This window comes from Actinoplanes sp. NPDC019969 (assembly GCF_055562375.1).
The window spans coordinates 465,850-486,341 of the sequence record NZ_JBVHFK010000007.1 but is presented as its reverse complement, the minus strand read 5'-3'; the positions used below and the strand labels follow the sequence as shown (position 1 = coordinate 486,341).

Annotated in this window: 16 protein-coding genes and 1 pseudogene; 9 read left to right on the top strand and 8 right to left on the bottom strand. The window is 72.0% G+C overall.

Annotation, left to right across the window (positions count from 1 at the left end):
• Positions 1-22: 22 nt before the first annotated feature.
• Together ACZ3II_RS23410 and ACZ3II_RS23405 are read right to left on the bottom strand one after the other, a co-directional pair.
• Positions 23-547, bottom strand: coding sequence for a DUF305 domain-containing protein (locus tag ACZ3II_RS23410; protein ID WP_465519828.1), 525 nt, complete (start codon positions 545-547; stop codon positions 23-25).
• A 71-nt stretch (positions 548-618) separates the two neighbouring features.
• Positions 619-1,374, bottom strand: coding sequence for a lytic polysaccharide monooxygenase (locus ACZ3II_RS23405; protein ID WP_465519827.1), 756 nt, complete (start codon positions 1,372-1,374; stop codon positions 619-621).
• Between the two features lie 122 nt (positions 1,375-1,496).
• Here ACZ3II_RS23405 and ACZ3II_RS23400 point away from each other — a divergent pair, with 122 nt between their 5' ends.
• Together ACZ3II_RS23400 and ACZ3II_RS23395 are read left to right on the top strand one after the other, a co-directional pair.
• Positions 1,497-1,844: a VOC family protein gene (locus ACZ3II_RS23400; protein ID WP_465519826.1), complete on the top strand. Its 348-nt coding sequence runs from the start codon at positions 1,497-1,499 to the stop codon at positions 1,842-1,844.
• Between the two features lie 9 nt (positions 1,845-1,853).
• Entirely contained in the window at positions 1,854-2,156 is a 303-nt protein-coding gene (locus ACZ3II_RS23395) for a DUF1905 domain-containing protein (RefSeq protein WP_465519825.1), read from the top strand.
• 45 nt (positions 2,157-2,201) lie between these two features.
• On the opposite strand, the pseudogene ACZ3II_RS23390 reads toward ACZ3II_RS23395, so the two are convergent.
• A pseudogene (locus tag ACZ3II_RS23390) lies at positions 2,202-3,386 on the bottom strand (putative bifunctional diguanylate cyclase/phosphodiesterase); the annotation flags it as partial.
• A gap of 1,041 nt (positions 3,387-4,427) precedes the next feature.
• On the opposite strand from ACZ3II_RS23390, the gene ACZ3II_RS23385 reads away from it, so the two are divergent.
• Positions 4,428-6,188: a methyl-accepting chemotaxis protein gene (locus tag ACZ3II_RS23385; RefSeq protein WP_465519824.1), complete on the top strand. Its 1,761-nt coding sequence runs from the start codon at positions 4,428-4,430 to the stop codon at positions 6,186-6,188.
• Positions 6,189-6,211: 23 nt separating this feature from the next.
• The gene (locus tag ACZ3II_RS23380) at positions 6,212-6,871 is read left to right on the top strand and encodes a phosphatase PAP2 family protein (protein ID WP_465519823.1); all 660 of its coding nucleotides are present in this window, start codon (positions 6,212-6,214) and stop codon (positions 6,869-6,871) included.
• Between the two features lie 453 nt (positions 6,872-7,324).
• Here the strand turns inward: ACZ3II_RS23380 and ACZ3II_RS23375 are convergent, their stop codons facing one another.
• The 3 genes from ACZ3II_RS23375 to ACZ3II_RS23365 form a co-directional block, all read right to left on the bottom strand.
• Positions 7,325-7,708, bottom strand: coding sequence for a DoxX family protein (locus tag ACZ3II_RS23375; protein ID WP_465519822.1), 384 nt, complete (start codon positions 7,706-7,708; stop codon positions 7,325-7,327).
• Between the two features lie 346 nt (positions 7,709-8,054).
• On the bottom strand, positions 8,055-9,428 hold the full coding sequence (locus tag ACZ3II_RS23370) for a hypothetical protein (RefSeq protein ID WP_465519821.1): 1,374 nt from the start codon (positions 9,426-9,428) through the stop codon (positions 8,055-8,057).
• An 84-nt stretch (positions 9,429-9,512) separates the two neighbouring features.
• The gene (locus ACZ3II_RS23365; protein ID WP_465519820.1) at positions 9,513-11,540 is read right to left on the bottom strand and encodes a hypothetical protein; all 2,028 of its coding nucleotides are present in this window, start codon (positions 11,538-11,540) and stop codon (positions 9,513-9,515) included.
• Between the two features lie 31 nt (positions 11,541-11,571).
• Between ACZ3II_RS23365 and ACZ3II_RS23360 the strand changes: the two genes are divergently transcribed.
• Positions 11,572-12,627, top strand: coding sequence for a hypothetical protein (locus ACZ3II_RS23360; RefSeq protein WP_465519819.1), 1,056 nt, complete (start codon positions 11,572-11,574; stop codon positions 12,625-12,627).
• A 16-nt stretch (positions 12,628-12,643) separates the two neighbouring features.
• Positions 12,644-13,282: a 4a-hydroxytetrahydrobiopterin dehydratase gene (locus ACZ3II_RS23355; RefSeq protein ID WP_465519818.1), complete on the top strand. Its 639-nt coding sequence runs from the start codon at positions 12,644-12,646 to the stop codon at positions 13,280-13,282.
• 108 nt (positions 13,283-13,390) lie between these two features.
• On the opposite strand, the gene aceB is transcribed toward ACZ3II_RS23355, so the two are convergent.
• Positions 13,391-15,016, bottom strand: coding sequence for a malate synthase A (gene aceB / locus ACZ3II_RS23350; RefSeq protein WP_465519817.1), 1,626 nt, complete (start codon positions 15,014-15,016; stop codon positions 13,391-13,393).
• Positions 15,017-15,038: 22 nt separating this feature from the next.
• Positions 15,039-16,322 (bottom strand): isocitrate lyase, encoded by a 1,284-nt coding sequence (gene aceA / locus ACZ3II_RS23345; protein ID WP_465519816.1) that lies wholly within the window; start codon positions 16,320-16,322, stop codon positions 15,039-15,041.
• 128 nt (positions 16,323-16,450) lie between these two features.
• Here aceA and ACZ3II_RS23340 point away from each other — a divergent pair, with 128 nt between their 5' ends.
• From ACZ3II_RS23340 to ACZ3II_RS23330, 3 genes are read left to right on the top strand one after another with little or no spacing between them, the layout of a single operon-like run.
• Positions 16,451-17,908 (top strand): helix-turn-helix domain-containing protein, encoded by a 1,458-nt coding sequence (locus tag ACZ3II_RS23340; RefSeq protein ID WP_465519815.1) that lies wholly within the window; start codon positions 16,451-16,453, stop codon positions 17,906-17,908.
• Between the two features lie 54 nt (positions 17,909-17,962).
• Positions 17,963-18,628, top strand: a complete 666-nt coding sequence (locus ACZ3II_RS23335; protein ID WP_465519814.1) for a response regulator transcription factor — start codon at positions 17,963-17,965, stop codon at positions 18,626-18,628.
• Positions 18,625-20,343 (top strand): HAMP domain-containing sensor histidine kinase, encoded by a 1,719-nt coding sequence (locus ACZ3II_RS23330; RefSeq protein ID WP_465519813.1) that lies wholly within the window; start codon positions 18,625-18,627, stop codon positions 20,341-20,343. Before ACZ3II_RS23335 ends, ACZ3II_RS23330 begins: the two co-directional genes overlap by 4 nt.
• Positions 20,344-20,492 lie beyond the last annotated feature (149 nt).

The window sequence follows — 20,492 nt, the reverse complement described above, 5'->3', positions numbered from 1 at the left end:
TCGATCCCGCCCCTCCCCCGCCTCATCCCCCGGCGAGCGCGAGGAGGCGCTGGATCTGCCTCTGCCGCGCCTCGCGCATGCGTTCGGCGAGATCGACGGCTTGCGGGTACGCACCACCGGCGACCTCCATCCCGATGGTCTCCATGCCGTTGTGCAGGTTGCCGAGCAGCAGCGCCACGGCCGCGCGGTCGAAGTCGGCGCCCTGCTGCGCGCCGAGCCCCTGGAAGTCCTCCTCGCGCAGCGCGTGCAGATCGCCGTGCCCGGCGTGCGTGCCGCCGGACGGGTCGGCGGTCTCCGGGCGCTCCCACCGCCGCAGCCAGTCCCGCATGGTCGCGGCCTCGGCCGTCCACTGCCCCCGCAGTTCGGCCGCGATCGTACGGATCTCGGGCCGCCCCGCTCGCGTCTCCGCGATCCCGGCGAGCCGCTCCCCCTCGGCGATCTGGGTGAGCCCCATCTGCAGGAACATCACGTCGGTGTCGTTGTGCGCCGCATCGGCGGGTCCCGCCGGACTGCCACACGCTCCCGACAGCAGCACCAGCAGGAACACGAGGACGAGGCGCAGACCGGCGTGTGGAGTTCGGGCGCTATGCGCGCCCGAACTCCACACGCCGAAGGGTGCTAGACGGCGGCCCACAGCGCCGCGGTGTACGGGGGCTCCCAGCCGGCGAGCGCGGTGTGCGCCTGCCGGCACTGGTACGAGGCGCCGTTGTAGGTGACCCGGTCACCCACCTTGTACGCCTTGCCGGCCGCCCACGTCGTCGTGCCGGACGTGGCGGTCGGCGTCGGGGTCGGGTTGCCGGTCGGCGTGACGGTCGGCGTCGGGGTGGGGGTGGTCGGGGTCGGGGTGGGGTTGCCGCCGGTGCCGCCGATGTTCAGGTCCACGCACGAGTAGAAGGCGTTGATCGTGTCGGAGATGTTCCATCGGGCCAGCACCGTCTGCCGTCCGCTGTAGCCGGACAGGTTGACGGTGTGCGACTTGGTCGCCCCCGGCTGCTGCCCGCCGTCGTTGAACGACGCGACGAGCTTGTTGCCGATGAAGTACTCCCACGTCGAGGTGGAGTGGCGGGCGGTCAGCACCCAGTTGAAGGTGACGCTGGTGCCGACGGTCGCCGCCGGCCAGTTCTTGGAGTTGTCGTTGAGGACGGTGAACCGGCTGGTCCCGCCGTTGCACTGCATCGAGCCCTTGGGAGCCTCGACGCTCTGCGGCTCGTACACGATGTCGCCGCAGCCGGAGACCGCGCCGCTGGCGCAGTTGGCCTGCCGGCTGGGCGGCGACGAGACGTAGCCGTGGGCGGCCGCCGGGGCGACGGCCACCATCAGGGATCCGCCGACCGCGGCGACGGTCAGCGCGGGAAGTGTGAACCTGCGTCGCATGAACTTCTCCTTGTCCAGGACCGCACGAAGGGGGGAAGGTGTTCACCAACGTAAATTAAAGAGACCTAACAGTAAACACTGTTAAGGATTCTTTAGGGTTGTTGCACGGATAGGCTCGGGGCATGTCCGTGGACCTGTTCGCCGGGATCTCCGTCAGCGACTACCCGAGGGCGCTCGGCTGGTACGAGCGGCTGCTCGGCGGCCCGCCCGCGTTCTCCCCCAACGACGTGGAGTCGGTGTGGGAGGTGGCCGGGCACCGCTTCGTCTACGTCGAGCACCGGCCGGCCCACGCCGGGCACGCCCTGCTCACCCTCTTCGTCGACGACTTCGACACCCGGCTGGCGGCGATCGCCGCACGCGGGCTGACCCCCGCCACCACGGAGACCTACGACAACGGCGTCCGCAAGGCCACGTTCACCGACCCGGACGGCAACGAGATCGGTTTCGGCGGCGCCCCGGCCGGCTCCTAGGATCGGCCCATGCTGGTGGAGTTCGAGAGCGAGTTGTGGACCTGGGACGCGCGCCGCGAGGACACGTGGACGTTCGTCAGCCTGCCGGCCGACGCCTCCGAGGACATCCGGCATCTGACCAGCGGGCTGACCCGGGGCTTCGGCTCGCTGCGGGTACGGGCCTCACTCGGCGGCAGCTCCTGGACGACGTCGATCTTCCCCGACAAGGCCCGCGACGCCTACGTGCTGCCGGTCAAACGCGCCATCCGCACCGCCGAGTCCCTGACCCCCGGCGACACCACCACCGTGACCGTGGAGCTCCTGGACGTGTGACCCCGTGTGAGTGGCGGTGAGCTGGGCGGGGGCGGGGCGGCCGAAGTGGTACCCCTGCGCGCGGCGATAACCCAGGCGGTACAGCTCGGCCGCCTGTTCGGCGGTCTCCACGCCCTCGGCGACGGCGATCAGGCCGAGGCCGTCGGCGACCTGGATCAGCGAGGTGGCGATGACGGCGTGCCGGCCGGCCATCGTGACGTTCTCGACGAACGACTTGTCGACCTTGAGGATGCGGACCGGGAGGGTCTGCAGCAGGCCCAGTGACGAGTGGCCGGTGCCGAAGTCGTCGAGGGCGATGGCGATGCCCAGGTCGCTGAGTTCGTGCACGGCGCGGACGGCGGCGCCGCCACCGAAGACGGCGGTCTCGGTCACCTCGACGACGAGACGGGCCGGGTGCACGCCGGTCTCGGCGAGGATGGCGGTGACCAGGTCGGTGAAGCCGGGTTCGGCGAGTTGCCGGGCGGACACGTTGACGCCGAAACGTTCCGGGGCGACGCCCTGCCGCCACCAGTCGGCGTACTGCAGGCACGCGGTCCGCAGGATCCACTCGCCCAGCTCGACGATGAGACCGCTGCGTTCGGCGACCGGGATGAAGACGTCCGGGCTGACGTACCCGCGCTCCGGGTGCCACCAGCGGACCAGGCTCTCCACCGCGGCGACGTCACCGTGCGGCAGTTCCACGATCGGCTGGTAGACCAGATGGAACTCGCCCCGGTCGAGGGCGGTGCGCAGTTCGGCGCCGAGGCGCGCCTCCTCGTCGGTACGGTCGTCGAGCCCCGGCGCGTACCGCCGGTACCGTCCACCGTCGGCCTTGGCGGCGTACATCGCCACGTCGGCCCGGCGCAGGATCTCCACCTGGTCGCCGCCGTCGGCGATGCCGATGCTGGCACCGACCAGCAGGTCGTGCCCGCCTGCGTGGACCGGCCGGTGGATCGCCGACCGCAGCCGGGCGGCCAGGTCCTCGCCGTCGGCGGCGCAGGCGGGCAGCAGCACGGCGAACTCGTCGCCGCCCATCCGGGCCGCCACCGCCCCGGCCGGCATCGCGGCCCGGATCCGTCCGGCGACCGCGGCGAGCAGCTCGTCGCCGACGGCGTGCCCGAACCGGTCGTTGACCGCTTTGAACCCGTTCAGGTCGAGCAGCAGCACGGTCGGCGTCCCGGCCGCGACGGCGTCGCCGAGCCGTTCCTCGAAGGCGCGCCGGTTGGCCAGCCCGGTCAGCTCGTCGTGCATGGCCAGGTCGCCGAGCCGCCTGGCCTGCGACGTGACCTGCTGGACGAGGCCCCACATCCGCAGCACGACCAGCAGGAACAGCACCACCGCGCCGGTGCCGAGGGACATCCAGGCGATCGCGGTGGGGTCGGCGGCGCCCTGGTGGAACAGCAGGCCGGGGGCGATCAGCGTGAACAGCGCCAGCATGGCCATCCGGGCCCGGCCGATGCTGTGCGTGCCGAGGGTGGTGTCCGGCCGCTGCCGCATCGACGGGTGCAGGGCGGCGGCGCCCCAGCAGGCGTACGCCATCAGGAACCCGGAGTCGACGTACCCGCCGGTGTACTCGGCCGTGCTGGACATCGTGGTGTAGACGAGATCGCAGGTCAGCATGATGATCGCGCCGATCGACAGCAGGCGCAGGCTGGGCGTGCGGTTCTCCGGGCGGGTGAGCATCCGGGCGACGGCGGTGGTGAGCAGCACGTCGGCGAGCGGGTACCCGATGGTGACGAGGCGTTCCAGCAGCGGCGCGCCGACGTCGGCGAGGGTCGGCCCGACCACCGACACCCAGAAGACCAGCCCGATCGCCACCGAGATGATCGCGGCGTCGACGAGGCCGCCGCGCTCCCGGTCGCCGTGGCCCCGGCCGAGCTTCGACAGGGCGGCCCAGAGCAGCGGGTACGCGCCGAGATAGAGAGCGTCGGCCCAGGACGGGTACGGGTACTCGCCGAGCCGCAGCTCGGTCACGTCGTACGTGATGTCCCCGCTGACGAAGGTCAGCACCCCGGCCGCGAACAGCAGCCACGCGCCCCGGTGTTCCGGCCGGTTGCGCCGGACCCCGGCGAGCATCGCCGCGACCGACGACAGCCCCACCGTGTTGACGTAGATCTTGGCCTGTAGCGAGTCGTCGGGCAGGAGCGGAAAGCACAGGGCGGCGGTGGCCGCCACCGCCAGCCAGCCCGCCCACAGCGGCACCCTCGTCTGCACGTCCCCGCAATCGACAGCGCCGGGCGGCGGTTGAGGCGCGCGGCTCAGTACGTCCGGGAAAGTGCCGAACCATTCCGTGTGGGGCGATTGCGTCGGGGTGAACTGCTGCCCGCACTCGGGCTGGTGGCGGTGATGCTGCTGCTCCTCGGCGTACCGGTCTACCTGATCACGGTTCCGGCGTTCGACCGGCTGGAACGTACCGAGCTGAGCCGCGAGGCGGAGGAGCTGCGGGTCGCGATCAGCGCCCAGGCGCAGCGGCTGAAGGACTTCGGTGTCACCAACTCGATCTGGACCGCCCTGTACGACGACCTCGCCGCCGGTGACGGGGAGCGGTTCGCCGTGGACCTGCCGCCGGAGCTGCTGACGAAGCAGTACCAGATCTCCGCCGCGGCGATCGTCGACCCGGCCGGGCGGCTGCGGGGCGGCGGCCTGATCGACGGCGCCCGGTACGTCACGCTGCCGGCGCCGCTGGACGATCCGGCGGTCCTCCGCGGCCACCTCCGGGACGGGGCGGCGCCCGGCGTGTCGTACTGCGGGCTGACCAGCGTGACCGGGACGCCGGCCGAGTTCTGCTCGTTCCCGGTCTACCGGGACGAGGGGGTCGGCTCGCCGAACGGGTCGCTGATGCTGATCCGGATCCTGGACGAGACCGGCCTGGCGGCGCTGGCCGGGCAGACCGACGACGAGATCACGCTGCGGGACCGGCCGCGGGACGGCGCCGAGCGGCAGGGCTCGCTGGACTCCCTGTTCGGCACGATCGAGGTCAGCACCGCCGCCGTCGGCGACCAGATCGCGGTGGCCTGCACGATCACCGGCGTGGACGGGGTCGCGATCACCTTCGAGGGCCTCAACGCCAGGCCGATCCGTGGTCAGGCCCAGACGACGCTGTTCCAGCTCAGCGTCGTGGTCGTGCTGGCGGTGATCATCGCGGCGGTGGCGATCGGCGTGGCGATGCGCCGCGCGGTCCGGCGGCGGGTGCAGCCGCTACGGCATACCACCGAGAAGATCCGCAAATCCGGTGACCTGGCGCTGCGGATGCCGCCGTCCGGCGACCCGGACATCGACGGGATCGGCGAGGCGATCAACGGGATGCTCGCGTCGATCGCCCGGCACGCCGTCGAACTCGTCGAGATGCGCACCGAGCAGGAGGAGGAGCGCATGCGGGAGCTGGCCGAGCAGGAGGCCCGGCGGGAGGAGACGCTGCGCCGGGTGGAGGCCGAGTCGGAGCAGATCATCGGCGGGGTGGCGTACCAGCTCGGCGACGCGGTCCGCGGCGTCGACGCGGTCAAGACCTCGGTGCAGGAGATCAACCAGGGGGCGGCCGCGGCCCACACGGCGACCGAGCTGATGGCCGGGCACGCGGCCCGCGCCGATCAGGCCGCCGAGGCGCTCACCGTCAGCCTGCCGGCGACCCGGGAGATGGTGGCGATGATCGCGTCGATCGCCGGGCAGACCCGGATGCTGGCCCTCAACGCGACCATCGAGGCGGCCCGGGCCGGGCACGCCGGCCTCGGTTTCGCGGTGGTCGCCGACGAGGTGCGCAAACTCGCCGACGACACCGCCGAGTCCACCGAGCGGATCACGGCGACCCTGGCCACGCTGACGACGACGGCCACCGACGTGTCCGGCGCGGTGGCCACCATGACGGACACGATCGCGAGCGTACGGGAGGCGATCAGCCAGGTCCGTACCGTCGCCGACGTCCAGCACCGGTCCATCAGCGGCCTGGTCGACCAGGTCCGCAACGCGATCAGCCAGATCGACGACTTCTCCGCGGACCGGACCCGGCTCACCGCGGGGCCCTCCGGTTCCGACGACCACGAGTTGGAGTTGTTCTGACCGATATGGGGTAATGGCTCGTGATGCGGTCTGATCTTCCGGAGGTACGCGCCGGGGCCGCCGCCGGCGCGGCGATCCTGCTCCTGGTCCCGTTCGCGCTGCTCGCGGCCCTGGTGGCGGGCGGCTGGGCGCCCTTGGACGACCTGGATCGGACGGTCACCGACGGCCTCAACCGGGCCGCCCTGGACCATCCCGCGCTGACCACGGCGATGACCTGGCTGACGAACATCTTCCAGCCCAACGTCTTCCGGCTGGCCGCGCTGATCCTGGTGATCTGGCTGGTCCGGGCCGGCCACCGCGGCCCCGCCGTCTGGGTGGCCGTCACGATGATCGCCGGCGGCGTGCTCGGCGCCCTGCTGAAGCTCCTGGTCGGCCGGGACCGCCCGGAGCTGCTGGAGCCGGTGTCCTCCGCGGTCGGGCACGCCTTCCCGTCCGGTCACGCCCTCAACGCGGTCCTCGGCGTCGCGGTGTTCCTGGTGCTGTTCCCGCACAGCGTGGCGCTGCGGATCGCCGCCGTGGTGATCCCGGTGGTGACCGCGATCAGCCGGGTCGTCCTCGGCGTGCACTGGACCAGCGACGTCGTCGCCGGCCTGATCCTCGGCGTGGCCGTGGTGGTCGTGTCGCTCGCCGTCTTCCAGCGCCTCGCCGGCCGGCGGCGTGTCCCGGAGAACGTCGCTGGTTAGATTGCGGCGGACCGGCTGGACGCCGGCCCGCATCCCACGGCCCCGGGCAGCGGTACCGCAGCAGCGGGGCGTCGATCTCCTCCCACCGGCGGCGTAGTTCGGCGGCCAGCTCCGGCTGCTTGGCGGCCAGGTTCGCCTGCTCGCGCGGGTCGGCCTCGATGTCGTACAGCGCGTCCGCGCCGGAGGTGGCCAGGCGCAGGTACTTGTACCTGCCGCGGCGCAGGGCGCGGCCGGAACGGCCTCTCCTGCTCCTGCCGGCCGCCGCCCGCGAGGGCGGCTTCCGGGGCGAGGGTGGTCGCGGCGGCGGCGCCGGCGAGAGCGCCGAAAACCCCGCGCCTGCTGGTAGCAGGGTTCGTCACGTCATCTCCTGTGGATCGAGGAAGTGCGTCCGCACATTATCTATCGAAACGGTAGGACTAATCGGTACCTGCCAGACTCCGGGACGCCCCTGGGCTACCGCCGGATCGAGGCGCGGCGGCCCCCGGCGATGAGCACGAAGAACACGAACAACAGCACCGGCGTGATCGTCAGCGCGCCGCCGCGCAGGATGAAGAACTGGGTCACGGCCGCTCCGATCATCAGCAGCGCGAGGCCCACCGCGGCGAGCCCGGCCAGGCGCGGCACCAGCAGGCCGATGCCACCGGCCAGCTCGACGAGCCCGACGAAGTACCGGAGCCAGGTGGCGGCGCCCATGTCCTCGAACGTCTGCACCGCTGTCGCCTCCCCCACCAGCTTGGGCGCGGCCGACGCAACGATCATGAACACCCCGACCAGCACCTGCAGAACCCACAACGTCCTGTTGAACCGAACAACGGCGACGGGGGCGATGACAGTCATGACGTGATCCTTCTTCCGAGCTGAACGCCGTACCGAACTCTTCGGTGGCATCCACTCAGACCTGCGGGACCCTCCGGACTCATCGCTCCCGGGAACTTCTTCTCCCGCGCCACGCCCGGAGGATCCCGCCCCGGAGGCCTCGGCGAAGCGCCAGTTGTGGCCGGTCACGCCCCCGTTGCCATAGTTGGCGCTGAGACGTTGAATGCAGCCTTTCGATCAGCCGGGAACAAGGGGGAACAGCGGACGCCATCGGCCCGATAGGGTGACGACACGATCATGAACGGTTCCGTCCGGCTGGTTCTCAGGGCTGTCTCGACCGCCTCGAGACAGCCCTGACGACCAGCCTTCAGCCGGTGGCGGCGAAACGGCCCAGCAGACCGGGGCGAGGGCTCGACTCGCGGACGTCGAGGCTGGTCGGGTCGATGCTCCAGGCACCGGCGACCCGCATGACGTCGTCCTGGTCGCCCCAGCCCGCTGACGGATCCGTGGCCGAGAAACCGATCTCGATCTCGACCGGGGTGGGTTCGCCGGCCTGCTCGGCGTCCTCCAGGCCCTCGCCGCAGAGAACGTGGCGCACGAGCCGCCCGTCGACGGCACGCGCCCACTCCGCGTAGTCGGACACCCGATGGTTGCCGAAGAACTGCACCTCGGCGCCGAGCCGGGCGCTGAGGTCCGCCACCGACGCGGCGCCGAACCCGTGCGCCGCGTTGACCACGAAGATCCAGCCGTCGACCGGCGGGGAGATGAAGACCTGCTTCCGGTCGGCGGAGCCCACTCCCTCGTCCCAGCCGGCGTCTCGGGTACCGGTGAGACCGACCGCGCCGGCGATCTCCTCCACAGTGCTGCCGCGCACCGCCAGCCAAGTGCGCTTGATGCCGAAGCTCGCAGCGAGACTCGTGCCCGGCGGCGGATGCTTCACCGGCAATTCCTTGATCATCCGGAGCGCCTCGTCGCACGCCGCGGCGAGATCGCCGGCGTGGCCCGGCCAGGTCCGGTCAGGGGTATGCCAGTAGCCCTCGCTGCCCGTGCCGGCGAGACGGAACGACCCGTCGGCCAGCTCGTCCAGGCGCACCTGGGCGCCGCCACGAAGCAGGTACGGATCGATGCCCTCGGCCGCGAGCGCCACCCAGTACGACGCTGCGACCGTGTCCATCAGCTCGAGGTGTGGCGAGTCGTCCGCCTCCAGCCGGCCGGACTCGGGAAGCGCGGCCCGGACCGCCGTGAGCAGCGCATGCGGCTCGGCATCGATCGCATATGCCGGGCTTGCGGCGAACCAGCTGTCGAACCCCGGCATGACGACCAGCCCGCCGGTCGCCACCGTCATGATCACCGCGCTGCGGACGCGCGGCCACTGCGGCGTTTGGGCATCGAGTCGGCTCCGGACCAGGGCGCCGAGCCGCTGCGGGAGGTCGAAGGCAGGCTCCGCAGGCGTCCGCGCCTCCGTGCCGGGCACTTTGGAATCGACATGCCAGCTGCCGTCGCTCAGGAGGACCCGTGCCTGTTTCTCCGGCGAGTATCTCCGGCGCGGGACACCGGCGACATCCGCACAGAAGGCGTGCCACGACGGCCCGGAATAGTTCATGGAGGGGGCGGGCCGGGCATGGAACTCGAGGATCGTCTCACCCAGCCGCGCGTCGGACAGATCATCCGCAACGTGCACGCCGGTGGTCCCCAGGCCATACGTGACGAACATCCGCCCGTCGAAGACATCAACCTGCATGGTGGCCCCCGTCCGTCGATGGGCGGACACTATCGCCGGGGTCCGACGGAATCCGCTCGGAATCTCGGCCCTGGAATGTGACGCTCAGCTCAGGGCGGCGATCGTCGCGTGGATCCGGTGGCGGAGCAGGTCGTCGTCCCAGGACGGGTCGGTGAACCGGGTGGCGTGCAGCCGCTCGTCGCGCCCGGCCAGTTCGGTCAGCGCCGGGACGGCGGTGACCGCCCCGATCGTGACGAGCGCGCCGAGCGCCGGGTCGGCGGTCTGCCAGCCCGCGGCGACAGCGCCGGCGAGCGGCCCGGCCAGTTCGGCCCCGGGCACACCGAGCCGGTGCAGGGCCAGGGCGGCGCCGACCCGGGCGGCCGGCTCGGCCTTGAGGAGCCGCTGCAGCGCGGGGAGCAGGTCCGGGGCCGCGCCGGTCTCGGCCAGGACCTCCGCCGCGACGCCGGCCGGCGCGAAACCACTGCCGATCACCGCCCGCAGGGTGGGCAGCACCAGGTCCGGGTCGCCGGTGGCGCGCCAGGCCACCCGGGCCGCGGCCACCTGCTCGTACCGACGTGAGTGGTCCTCCTCGGCGGTGCCGGTGAGCCGGCGGGCCAGCAGCGGCAGGAGCGGGGCCGCCGCCGGGCCCGCCGCGGCGATCAGTTCGAGCTGGTAGCCGAAGTCCCGGTGGCGGCCGGCGAGGCTGATCTCCGCGGCGCCGATGAGCGGACCGGCGTCACCGGTGATCCGGAGCACGGCGTGGCCGGAGCGGATGTCGCCGCCCGCCGCGCGTTCGGTCAGCAGCGGCACCGCGGCAAGCGCGGCCGGGCCGATGCCGGCGAGGGCATGTGCCGCGGCCACCGGATGGTCCGGGAGCGCGGCGAGGATCTCCGGGACCGCTGCGGCGGCGTACGGGCCCCAGGCGCCGAGAAGCCGGAGCAGGTCGCTGGTCCCGTTCGAGGCGTCCGCCCGCCGGTTCGGCATGTCCGGCTCGGCCGCGAGACGGCGCCGGATCACCGCGAGGAGGTCCGGGGCGAAGGTCGGCGGTGACTCGATCATCCGCGCGAAGATCTCCAGGCCGTGACCGGCTGCCCACGCGCTCTCCAGGGCTTCGGCGTGACCCGGATGCCCGAGCCGGAGCACGGTCTCCAGCGCGGCCCCGTCACCGGCCGATGCCGGCGAGATCAGCAGCTCACCGACGGGAGCGGCGGCTTCCCCGGCGGCCAGGGCGCTCCTGGCGGCGGCCTCGCGGACCGCCGGATCGGGGTCGGTGAGCAGCCGCCGGAGCACCGGGACGAGAGCCGCGGGCGCCGATCGCGAGTCGTGGAAGCGCACGGTCAGCGACCATGCCAGCATCTCCCGCGCGGATGGCCCGCCGGCCTCCGCCGTCCGGCCGGCCAGGACCACGGCCGCCGCGTCGTCCACCGCGTGGAAGACCCGATCCCAGGCGCTCCGCTCCCCCGCCCACGGGTCGTCGTGACGCTCCAGCCGGGCGAACGCATCGGCGACCGGCGCCAGGGCCGCGTCCGGCAGCGGGCGCCCGGCGGTCACGGTGGCCAGCGCGGCGCCGGCCCTCATCTCGGGCGACGGGTCGTGCAGGGCGGCGGCGAGATCACGCTCGGTGGCGGCCGGCTCCAGGTGGGCGAGACCGGCGAGCACGGCGGCCCGTACCCCCGGATCGGTCTCAGCAGCCCAGCGCTCCCGCAAGCCGTCGGCGAAGTGCGGGCCGCTCCACGCGGCCGCATAGGCGGCGTGGAGCCGGATCGCCGGATCGGCATCGGACAGCAGCGGCAGCAAGGGACCGCTGTGCACGGCGACGGCGGCCCGGGCCGACGGCTGGTCGCGCCCGTTGGCCTGGCCGGGGTCGCAGAGGACGCCGAGGGTGCGCAGCAGATGGTCGCGGCGGTGCACGCCGGGGGTGGTGGCGAGTTCGACCAGGAACGGGACGACCTCGGCGGTCACCGGGTACACCGTGCCCTGATGCCAGATGCTGGAGAAGAACTCGTACCGCCCCTCGCCGGCGACCTCCGGATCGGGTGAGGCGATGGCGCGGAGGATGTCGGGGGCCTCCGTGCACGGGCCGTAGGCGCCGTCGAACGCGGACCAGTCGATGTCGTCGATTCCCTGCAGCACGTGATCAAGGTACGCGTGATCGAATGACCGGATGCGTCGATGGATCATCACCCTGGCAGCCGCCCTGCCCCTGTTCGCGGCGAGCGCGTGCGGTGACACCGGCGAGGCGGAGGCCACCGCGGTCTTTCCCGCCGGGACGGTACGAGTCCTGAACTCCACCGAGGACTGGCGGACGAATCCGGTCCCCGGACACCGTGACATGAAGGATCTCGGGCTGGTCGGCGCGAACTCCGCTCTCCGGGTGCATCAAACCTCGGCGGTGACCGAGGTGAACGCCGCCGCCGGGGAGACGTGGGGCCTGGACGGGCCGGTGCGGGCGGCCGACGGGCAGGAGCTGTTCTGGGCGTCGCTGCGCGCCTCGCCGATGCCGTGGACGTCCGAGGAGACGCCGGAGACCCAGTTCACCCTGGTCGCCGGGGACGTGTCGATGAAGCTCGGCATCCCGGAGCCGGACGCCTCCAACGATGCCGTGCTGTTCACCGACGCCGTGGTGGTCAGCGTCCCGAAGGGCGGCCCGGTGTCGCTGCGGATGACCGACGGCGGGGTCACCCAGACCCTCGATCTGCGGGCCGGCAAACGCGGCCCGGACGCTCGCGGCCGTTACCCGCTGCCGTCGCAGAGCACCGGCGTCAAGGAGTTCGACGCTCCGGGCGTCACTCCCGATCCGTTCGCGGAGGGCCGCCCGTCACCCAGCTACTTCACCCTCGACACCAGCGGATACTCGCTGATCCCGTGGGCGCCCGGCAAGGCGAACGGCTGGGCGGGGAAAGGCCGCGCGTGGCTGCGGCTGAACGGCGTCTCGGTGTCCGGCAACATGTCGGCCGTCATCGGATACCGCCTCCACTCGCAGCAGTTCTTCACCGTGACCGCCGCGGACGGCAGGAAGTACCGGCCGGCGAAGGCGTCGCTGTCGGTGGCGACGATTCCCGGCGGCACCTACGGCGTGTACGTGGACGTGCCGGAGTCGTTCCGGGCCGGGACCCTGACCGTCGATCCGGTCGCCGGCCTGAGGGAGCCCGACGGCGACACCATCACGTGGATCACCAAGCCGAAGGGCGCGAGCTTCCCGATCGAACTGGCCGGATGACGGGCAGGATGGCGATATGACGAAGCTGACGGTACGGGAGGCGGCGGAACGGGCGCCGCAAGGCTGGGTCGTGCTGCCGGGAGTCCTGCGGACGCGGCTGCGGACCGGGTCCTTCGCCGCCGGGCTGGAGCTGGTGAACGCGATCGGCGCCGCCGCCGAGAAGGCCGACCACCACCCCGATCTGGACCTGCGGTACACCTATCTGGACATCACGCTGAGCAGCCACGACGTCGGCGGGATCACCGGCCGCGACCTGCGGCTGGCGGCGACGGTCAACGACCTGGCGGCGGCAGCGGGCGTCGCGCTGGACCCGGCCGGCGCGGTGCTGCTGGAGTGGGCCCTCGACAGCCCGGAGTCGTCGGCGGTGCTGCCGTTCTGGCGGGCGCTGCTGGCCGGGGAGGAGCGGGACGGCGAGGTCGTCGATCCGGACGGGCGGCTGCCGACGGTCTGGTTCCAGGACTCCGGCAGCGCGGAGCCGCGCCAGCGCTGGCACCCCGACCTGTGGCTGGACCCGGCCCAGGTGCAGCCACGGATCGACGCGGCGGTGGCCGCCGGCGGCACCCTGGTCAGCGACGAGGCGGCGCCGAGCTTCTGGGTCCTCGCCGACCCGGAGGGCAACCGGGTCTGCCTGTGCACCTGGCAGGAGCGGGGCTGACGGTCGATGCCGTGTGTGGAGTTCGGGCGCGATAGACGGCCGAACCCCACACACGGAGAAGCGGGGCGGGGTGGACCGAGACCACCCCGCCCCGCTTCTCGTTACCGATCAGGCCGCGACAGTAGCCTGTTCGGTGACCGGAGCCGCCGTCCCGCCGGACAGGTGCCGAAGGTAGGCCGGCAGGGTCAGGAACTCCGGGCAGGTCCGCTCGGACAGCAACACGCTCAGCAGGGTGCGCGCCTGGCCGAAGCAGCGGGCCCCTTCCTCGTCCAGGGCGCCGGTCTCGCTGAGCACGTCGAGTTCCTCCCGCAGCATCCGGTTGACCAGGGCGGCCGAGATCGGCACGCCGTAATCGGTCGGGGTGCCCGACGAGATCCACTGCCAGAGCTGGGCCCGGCAGATCTCGGCGGTCGCCGCGTCCTCCATCAGGCCGCCGAGCGCCACCGCGCCCCGGCCGCCGAGCCAGGCGGCGATGTAGCGCAGCGCCACGCTGACGTTGGTGCGCAACGCGACCTCGCTGACGCTGACCGCGGTGGCCTTGACGTCGAGCAGGTCGGCGGCGGTGACCCGCACGTCCTCGCGCTTGCGCACGATCTGGTGCGGTTCGTCGCCGAGCCACTGGTCGAACACGTCACGGCAGGTCTCGACCAGGCCGGGGTGCGCGACCCAGGAGCCGTCGAAGCCGTCGCCGACCTCGCGCCGCTTGTCCTGGCGCACCTGGTTGAGCGCCCGCTTCGCGGCGACCGGGTCCCGGCTGGGGACCACGGCGGCCATCCCGCCGATGGCGTGGGCGCCGCGCTTGTGGCACGTACGGACCAGCAGTTCGGTGTAGGCCCGCATGAACGGCGCGGTCATGGTGACCTGGGACCGTTCCGGCAGGACCACGTCAGGACGGTTCTTGATCATGCTGAACAGGTAGTCCCAGCGGCCCGCGTTCAGGCCGGCCGAGTGCTCGCGCAGCTCGTACAGGATCTCTTCCATCTCGAACGCCGCGTTGATCGTCTCGATCAGGACGGTGGCCCGGATCGTGCCGCGGGGGATGCCGAGGTACTCCTGGGCGAAGACGAAGACGTCGTTCCAGAGGCGGGCCTCCAGGTGCGACTCCATCTTCGGCAGGTAGAAGTACGGTCCGCTGCCCCGGTCGATCTGCCGCTGCCCGCAGTGGAACAGGTACAGGCCGAAGTCGAACAGCGAGGCCGAGACGGCCCGGCCGCCGATGCGCAGGTGGCATTCCGGCAGATGCCAGCCCCGCGGCCGGACCATGATCGTCGGCGTGGTCGCGCCGATCTCGTAACGCTTGCCGTCGGCGGCGGTGAAGTCGAGCGTCCCGTCCAGCGCGTCGCGCAGGTTGAGCTGCCCGAGGATCACGTTGTCCCAGGTCGGCGCGGTGGCGTCCTCGAAGTCGGCCATCCACACCTTGGCGCCCGAGTTGAGCGCGTTGATGGTCATCTTCCGTTCCGGCGGGCCGGTGATCTCGACCCGCCGGTCGCGGAGGTCCGGCGCGGCCGGGGCGACCTGCCAGGACAGGTCGTCCCGGATGTGCCGGGTGGAGGTGAGGAAGTCCAGGTCGGTGGTGCGGGTCGCCCGGCGGCGCCGGCGGCGCTCCAGCAGCTGGACCCGGCGGGCGCCGAACTCGCGGTCAAGCGCCACGATGAACTCGACGGCCTCAGCGGTCAGGATCTCGGAGTAACGGCCGGCCAGCGTACCGGTGATGGTGATCTCTTCGGCGCCCATGGTCTTCATCCCGTCCTGACTACTAGAACTGCTCGGCTTCGGTGGAACCCGACAGCGCCGTGGTGGAGCTGTCCGGGTTCAGGGCGGTGGAGACGGCGTCGAAGTAACCAGTGCCGACCTCGGCCTGGTGCTTGGTCGCGGTGTAGCCGTCGGCCTCGGCCGCGAACTCGGCCTCCTGCAGCTTCACGTACGCGCTCATGCCGGTCTGGGCGTAACCGCGGGCCAGCTCGTACATCGAGTGGTTGAGCGCGTGGAAGCCCGCCAGGGTGACGAACTGGAACTTGTAGCCCATCGCCCCGAGCTCCTTCTGGAAGCGGGCGATGGTGTCGTCGTCCAGGTTCTTCTTCCAGTTGAACGACGGCGAGCAGTTGTACGACAGCAGCTTGCCGGGGTGCTTGGCGTGCACGGCCTCGGCGAACTTGCGGGCGAACGCGAGGTCCGGCTTGCCGGTCTCGACCCACAGCATGTCCGCGTAGTCGGCGTACGCGACACCGCGGGCGATGGCCGCGTCGTCGCCGGGGGTGACCCGGAAGAAGCCCTCGGAGGTACGCTCCCCGGTCACGAACGGCTTGTCACGCTCGTCCACGTCGGTGGTGAGCAGGTCAGCGGCGAGCGCGTCGGTGCGGGCGATGACCAGCGTCGGCACACCGGCCACGTCGGCCGCGAGGCGGGCGGCGTTCAGGGTGCGGACGTGCTGCTGGGTCGGGATGAGCACCTTGCCGCCCAGGTGGCCGCACTTCTTCTCGCTGGCCAGCTGGTCCTCCCAGTGCACGCCCGCGGCGCCGGCCGCGATCATGCCCTTCATCAGCTCGAACGCGTTGAGCGGGCCACCGAAGCCGGCCTCCGCGTCGGCGACGATCGGGGCGAACCAGTCACGCTCGTACTTGCCGTTCGAGGTGTCGATCTGGTCGGCGCGGATCAGCGCGTTGTTGATCCGGCGGACCACCGCGGGCACCGAGTTCGCCGGGTACAGCGACTGGTCCGGGTAGGTGTGGCCGGAGAGGTTGGCGTCCGCGGCGACCTGCCAGCCGGACAGGTAGATCGCTTTGAGGCCGGCGCGCACCATCTGGGTCGCCTGGCCGCCGGAGAGAGCGCCGAGAGCGTTGATGTAGTCCTCGGTGTGCAGCAGGTCCCACAGCTTCGCGGCGCCCCGTTCGGCGAGGGTGTGCCGCTCCTGCAGGGTGCCCCGCAGCCGGACGACGTCCTGCGCGGTGTAGTCACGCTTGATGCCGGCCCAGCGGGGGTTGTCGGCCCACTCCCGGGTGAGGTCCTCAGCGGTACCGCCCCGGTTCTCGAACTCAGCCATCAGAAGATCCCTTTCGTGCCCTGTCGCGTTCTTCCTCGTGGAAGAACTTCACTCTCAGGGATCCCACCAGCCCCAATGAAGGGGTAGATCGAGGAAAGAATCGCAAAAATTCTGATAAGGTGAAACCCGTGACCGCTTCACCTTCTGATGAGCCCGCTGTCGATCTGGTGACCCTCGGGCAGCGCCTGCGACACCTCCGGCGCACCCGGGGCCTGACCCTCGACCAGCTCAGCGACGCCGTCGGCCGGGCGCCCTCGCAGCTGTCGCTGATCGAGAACGGCAAGCGGGAGCCGAAACTGTCGGTGCTGCAGGCGATCGCGGGCGCGCTCGGCGTACCCATGCAGGATCTTCTGCGCCCGGAGGCGCCCAGCCGGCGCGCCGCCCTGGAGATCGAGCTGGCCCGCTTCCAGCAGAGCCCCACCTATCACGCGCTCGGCCTGCCGGCGGTGAAGGCCGGGCGGCGGCTGCCGGCCGACGCCCTGGAGTCGCTGATCGGGCTGCACCGGGAGATCAACCGGGTGCTCACCGAGCAGAGCGCCACCCCCGAGGTGGCGCGGCGGGCCAACGCCCAGCTGCGCGCCGACATGCGGCGGCGCAACAACTACTTCGCCGAGATCGAGGCGGCGGCGGCCAAGGTCCTGCAATCGGTACGCCACACCACCGGCCCGCTGTCCCAGCGCGGCATCCTCGACATCGCCGCGCAGATCGGGTTCAGCCTGCACTACGTCAACGACCTGCCGACCTCCACCCGGTCGGTCACCGACCTGAAGAACCGCCGGATCTATCTCCCCCAGGTCGCCAGCGGGAAGGGCCACGACCCGCGGGCCGTGGTGCTGCAGACGCTCGGGCACTTCGTGCTCGGGCACGCCGACCCCGCCGACTACGGCGACTTCCTGCGGCAGCGGGTCGAGGTCAACTACTTCGCGGCGGCGCTGCTGATGCCGGAGAAGTTCGCCGTGGACTTCCTCGCCGAGGCGAAAGCCGACCGGGCGCTGGCGATCGACGACTTCCGGGACGCGTTCGGGGTGTCCTACGAGACGGCGGCGCACCGGTTCACCAACCTGGCGACACACCACTTCGGCATCCCGGTGCACTTCGCGCGGGTGCACGAGAGCGGGATCGTCTACAAGGCGTACGAGAACGACAACGTGCGCTTCCCGTCGGACGTGACCGGGGCGATCGAGGGGCAGCCGGTGTGCCGCAAGTGGGCGTCCCGGACGGTCTTCGAGGCCGAGGATCCGTACTCGTCGTTCTACCAGTTCACCGACACCACCGCCGGGACGTACTGGTGCACGGTGCACGTGGAGGCGACCAGCTCGGGCCTGTTCTCGGTGACGGTGGGGACGCCGTACGAGCACGCCCGCTGGTTCCGCGGCGGCGACGTGTCCGGGCGTACCGTCTCGCACTGCCCCGACCCGGACTGCTGCCGCCGCCCGCCCACCGGCCTGGTGGACCGCTGGGCGGGCAACGCCTGGCCCAGCGCCCGGGTGCACTCGCACCTGCTCGCCGCCCTGCCCCCGGGCACCTTCCCCGGCGTCGACAACCGCGACGTGTACGACTTCCTGGAGCGGCGCGCCCTCGCCTGAGAGTTCTCTCAGAGTGGCCGGGAAATGTCGTAGGTGGACGATAGTTTCGCAGGCATGCGGCGGCTGTTGGTGGTGGACGACGAGGCGACCGTCCGTGAGCTGCTCTCCGAGGCGCTCCGGTTCGCCGGTTTCACCGTGGTGTCGGCGGCCACCGGCGCCGAGGCGGTGGCCCTGGCCGCCCGTGAGCCACCCGACCTGATCCTGCTCGACGTGATGCTGCCGGGCATGGACGGGTTCGAGGTGGTCCGGCGGCTGCGGGCGGCGGGCGGGCGGGTCCCGGTGCTGTTCCTCAGCGCCCGGGACGCGCCCGACGACAAGATCACCGGGCTCACCGCGGGTGGCGACGACTACGTGACCAAGCCGTTCCACCTGCGGGAGCTGATCGCCCGGATCGAGGCGGTGCTGCGGCGCGCCGGCGCGGGCGGGCAGACCGTCGGCGACCTCACCCTCGACGCCGAGCGGCAGGAGGTGACCCGGGCCGGGCGGGTGGTGCGCCTGTCCCCCACCGAGTTCCGGCTGCTCCGGTTCCTGGTGGCCAATGCCGGCCGGGTCGTCTCCAAGGAGCGGATCCTCGCCGAGGTGTGGCGTTACGACTTCGCCGGCGACACCAGCATCGTCGACACCTACGTGAGCTACCTCCGCCGCAAGATCGACAACACCGAGCCGCGGCTGATCCGGACCCGGCGTGGCGAGGGCTTCCTGCTGAAGGCCCCGCCATGAGGTCTCCTTCCCTCTGTCGTACGGCGACAGCCGCGCCCCTGGGCTCCCTGCGGATCCGGCTGGTCGGCATCGCGCTCGCGCTGCTGGTGGCCGGGATCGTGATCAGCGACGTGCTGGTGGCCGGGGTGCTGCGGCAGCACCTGGTCGACCGGGTGGACCGGCAGGTGACCGCCGTCGGCCAGCTGATGTCGCGGATCGACCTCGTCCTGCTGCGGCAGACCGACCGGGCCGCCTCGGACCGGCTGCTCGGCGGCCTCGACCTGGTCAGCGACCTGCACGCCGTCTACCTGGACGACCTCGGCCGGTTCGAGGGACAGACCCGGACCGTCCGGGACCCGCCGATGCCGGAGCCGCCCGCCGCCGGCGCGTCCCTGCCGCCGGCCGGCACGGTCACCGCGGCCACCGGCGCCGACGGTTCCCCGTGGCGGCGCATCGTCCTCCCGCGGCGGGACGGCGGGGTCGTCGCCGTCTCGGCCTCCCTCGCCGCCGTCGACGCCATCATGAACCGGCTACGGATGGTCTGCCTGATCACCGGCGCCGCGCTCGTGGTGGTGCTCGGCGCGGCCGGTTGGGCGGCGATCCGGACAGCGTTCCGGCCGTTGCGGGCCATCGAGGAGGCCGCACTCGCCATCTCCCACGGCGACCTGAGCAGACGCATCCCGACCCGGGCGGGCCCTGGCTCGCACGGCTTTCCGGCCTCTCTCGGGCGGCCTCGATCCTCCGACGCGTTCGGGTCTCTCGGCCCGCCGGGGTCCTCCGATGCGCCTGGGTCCTCCGGCCCGCCCAGCCCCTCCGACGCGCCCGGATCCCTCGGCCCGCCCAGCCCCTCCGGCACGCCTGGATCTCTCGGCCGGCCTGGATCTCTCGGCTTTTCGGGGTCGGAGGTGGATCGGCTCACCGATGTGCTCAACGGCATGCTCGATCAGATCGAACGTGGTGTCGCCGGGAAAGCCGCGTCCGAAGCGCGGATGCGGCGGTTCGTGGCCGATGTGAGCCACGAGTTGCGGACCCCGCTGTTCGGCATCGCCGGCTCGGCCGAACTCCATCTCATGGGCGGTGACACCGACGTCACCCGCACCATGCGGCGCATCGACACCGAGGCCCGCCGCCTCACCGACCTGGTCGAGAACCTGCTTCTGCTGGCCCGCCTCGACGAGGCGCACCACGACACCGCCCCACCCGGCGCCACTCCAGCCGGTGGGAACGCTGCGCTGCCGCTCGACATGGCGCCGATGGATCTACGGACGCTCGCCGTGGACGCGCTGGAGAGCCTGCGCGCGCTCGGCCCGGAGCGCCCGATCACCCTCAGCGGCCTGGCAGGCACCGGCCCACCCGAGGCCGCCCCGGTTCTCGGCGACGAGGCCCGCCTGCGCCAGGTCGTCACCAACCTGGTCGGCAACGTGCACGCGCACACCCCACCGGGCTCGCCGGTCCGGATCCGCTCCGGCACGAACGGCGACGAGTCCATCCTGGAGATCGCCGACAGCGGGCCCGGTGTGCCGTCCGGCCAGGCGGAGGCCATCTTCGAGCGGTTCCACCGCGGCGACACCGCCCGCACCCGCTCCGGCCGGGGTGGCGCCGGGCTCGGCCTGTCCATCGCCCGTTCCCTGGTCACCGCCCACGGCGGCCAGGTGCAGGCGCTCAGCCCACCGTCCGGCGGCGCCACCTTCCGCATCCGGCTGCCCGCCGCGTCCCGGCACCCACGCCCGCCCTGATCACCGACCCGCCCACGTCATGCCCCCGCTCGGGCAGGGATCGCCCGGGTCCGCCGACCGCGCCAGTTGTGTCAAGCGAGGCGATCGTGTCGGTGGGTGAGGGAGCCGGAGCTGCGGGAGGATTCACAGGGACTCTGCGGGAGTGGTCA

Excerpts from the sequence above, each read along its gene's own strand:
- ACZ3II_RS23405 (WP_465519827.1), bottom strand. The coding sequence starts at position 1,374 with ATGCGACGCAGGTTCACACTTCCCGCGCTGACCGTCGCCGCGGTCGGC.
- ACZ3II_RS23400 (WP_465519826.1), top strand. The coding sequence starts at position 1,497 with ATGTCCGTGGACCTGTTCGCCGGGATCTCCGTCAGCGACTACCCGAGG.
- ACZ3II_RS23395 (WP_465519825.1), top strand. The coding sequence starts at position 1,854 with ATGCTGGTGGAGTTCGAGAGCGAGTTGTGGACCTGGGACGCGCGCCGC.
- ACZ3II_RS23380 (WP_465519823.1), top strand. The coding sequence starts at position 6,212 with ATGCGGTCTGATCTTCCGGAGGTACGCGCCGGGGCCGCCGCCGGCGCG.
- ACZ3II_RS23375 (WP_465519822.1), bottom strand. The coding sequence starts at position 7,708 with ATGACTGTCATCGCCCCCGTCGCCGTTGTTCGGTTCAACAGGACGTTG.
- ACZ3II_RS23370 (WP_465519821.1), bottom strand. The coding sequence starts at position 9,428 with ATGCAGGTTGATGTCTTCGACGGGCGGATGTTCGTCACGTATGGCCTG.
- ACZ3II_RS23360 (WP_465519819.1), top strand. The coding sequence starts at position 11,572 with ATGCGTCGATGGATCATCACCCTGGCAGCCGCCCTGCCCCTGTTCGCG.
- ACZ3II_RS23355 (WP_465519818.1), top strand. The coding sequence starts at position 12,644 with ATGACGAAGCTGACGGTACGGGAGGCGGCGGAACGGGCGCCGCAAGGC.
- aceB (WP_465519817.1), bottom strand. The coding sequence starts at position 15,016 with ATGGGCGCCGAAGAGATCACCATCACCGGTACGCTGGCCGGCCGTTAC.
- aceA (WP_465519816.1), bottom strand. The coding sequence starts at position 16,322 with ATGGCTGAGTTCGAGAACCGGGGCGGTACCGCTGAGGACCTCACCCGG.
- ACZ3II_RS23335 (WP_465519814.1), top strand. The coding sequence starts at position 17,963 with ATGCGGCGGCTGTTGGTGGTGGACGACGAGGCGACCGTCCGTGAGCTG.
- ACZ3II_RS23330 (WP_465519813.1), top strand. The coding sequence starts at position 18,625 with ATGAGGTCTCCTTCCCTCTGTCGTACGGCGACAGCCGCGCCCCTGGGC.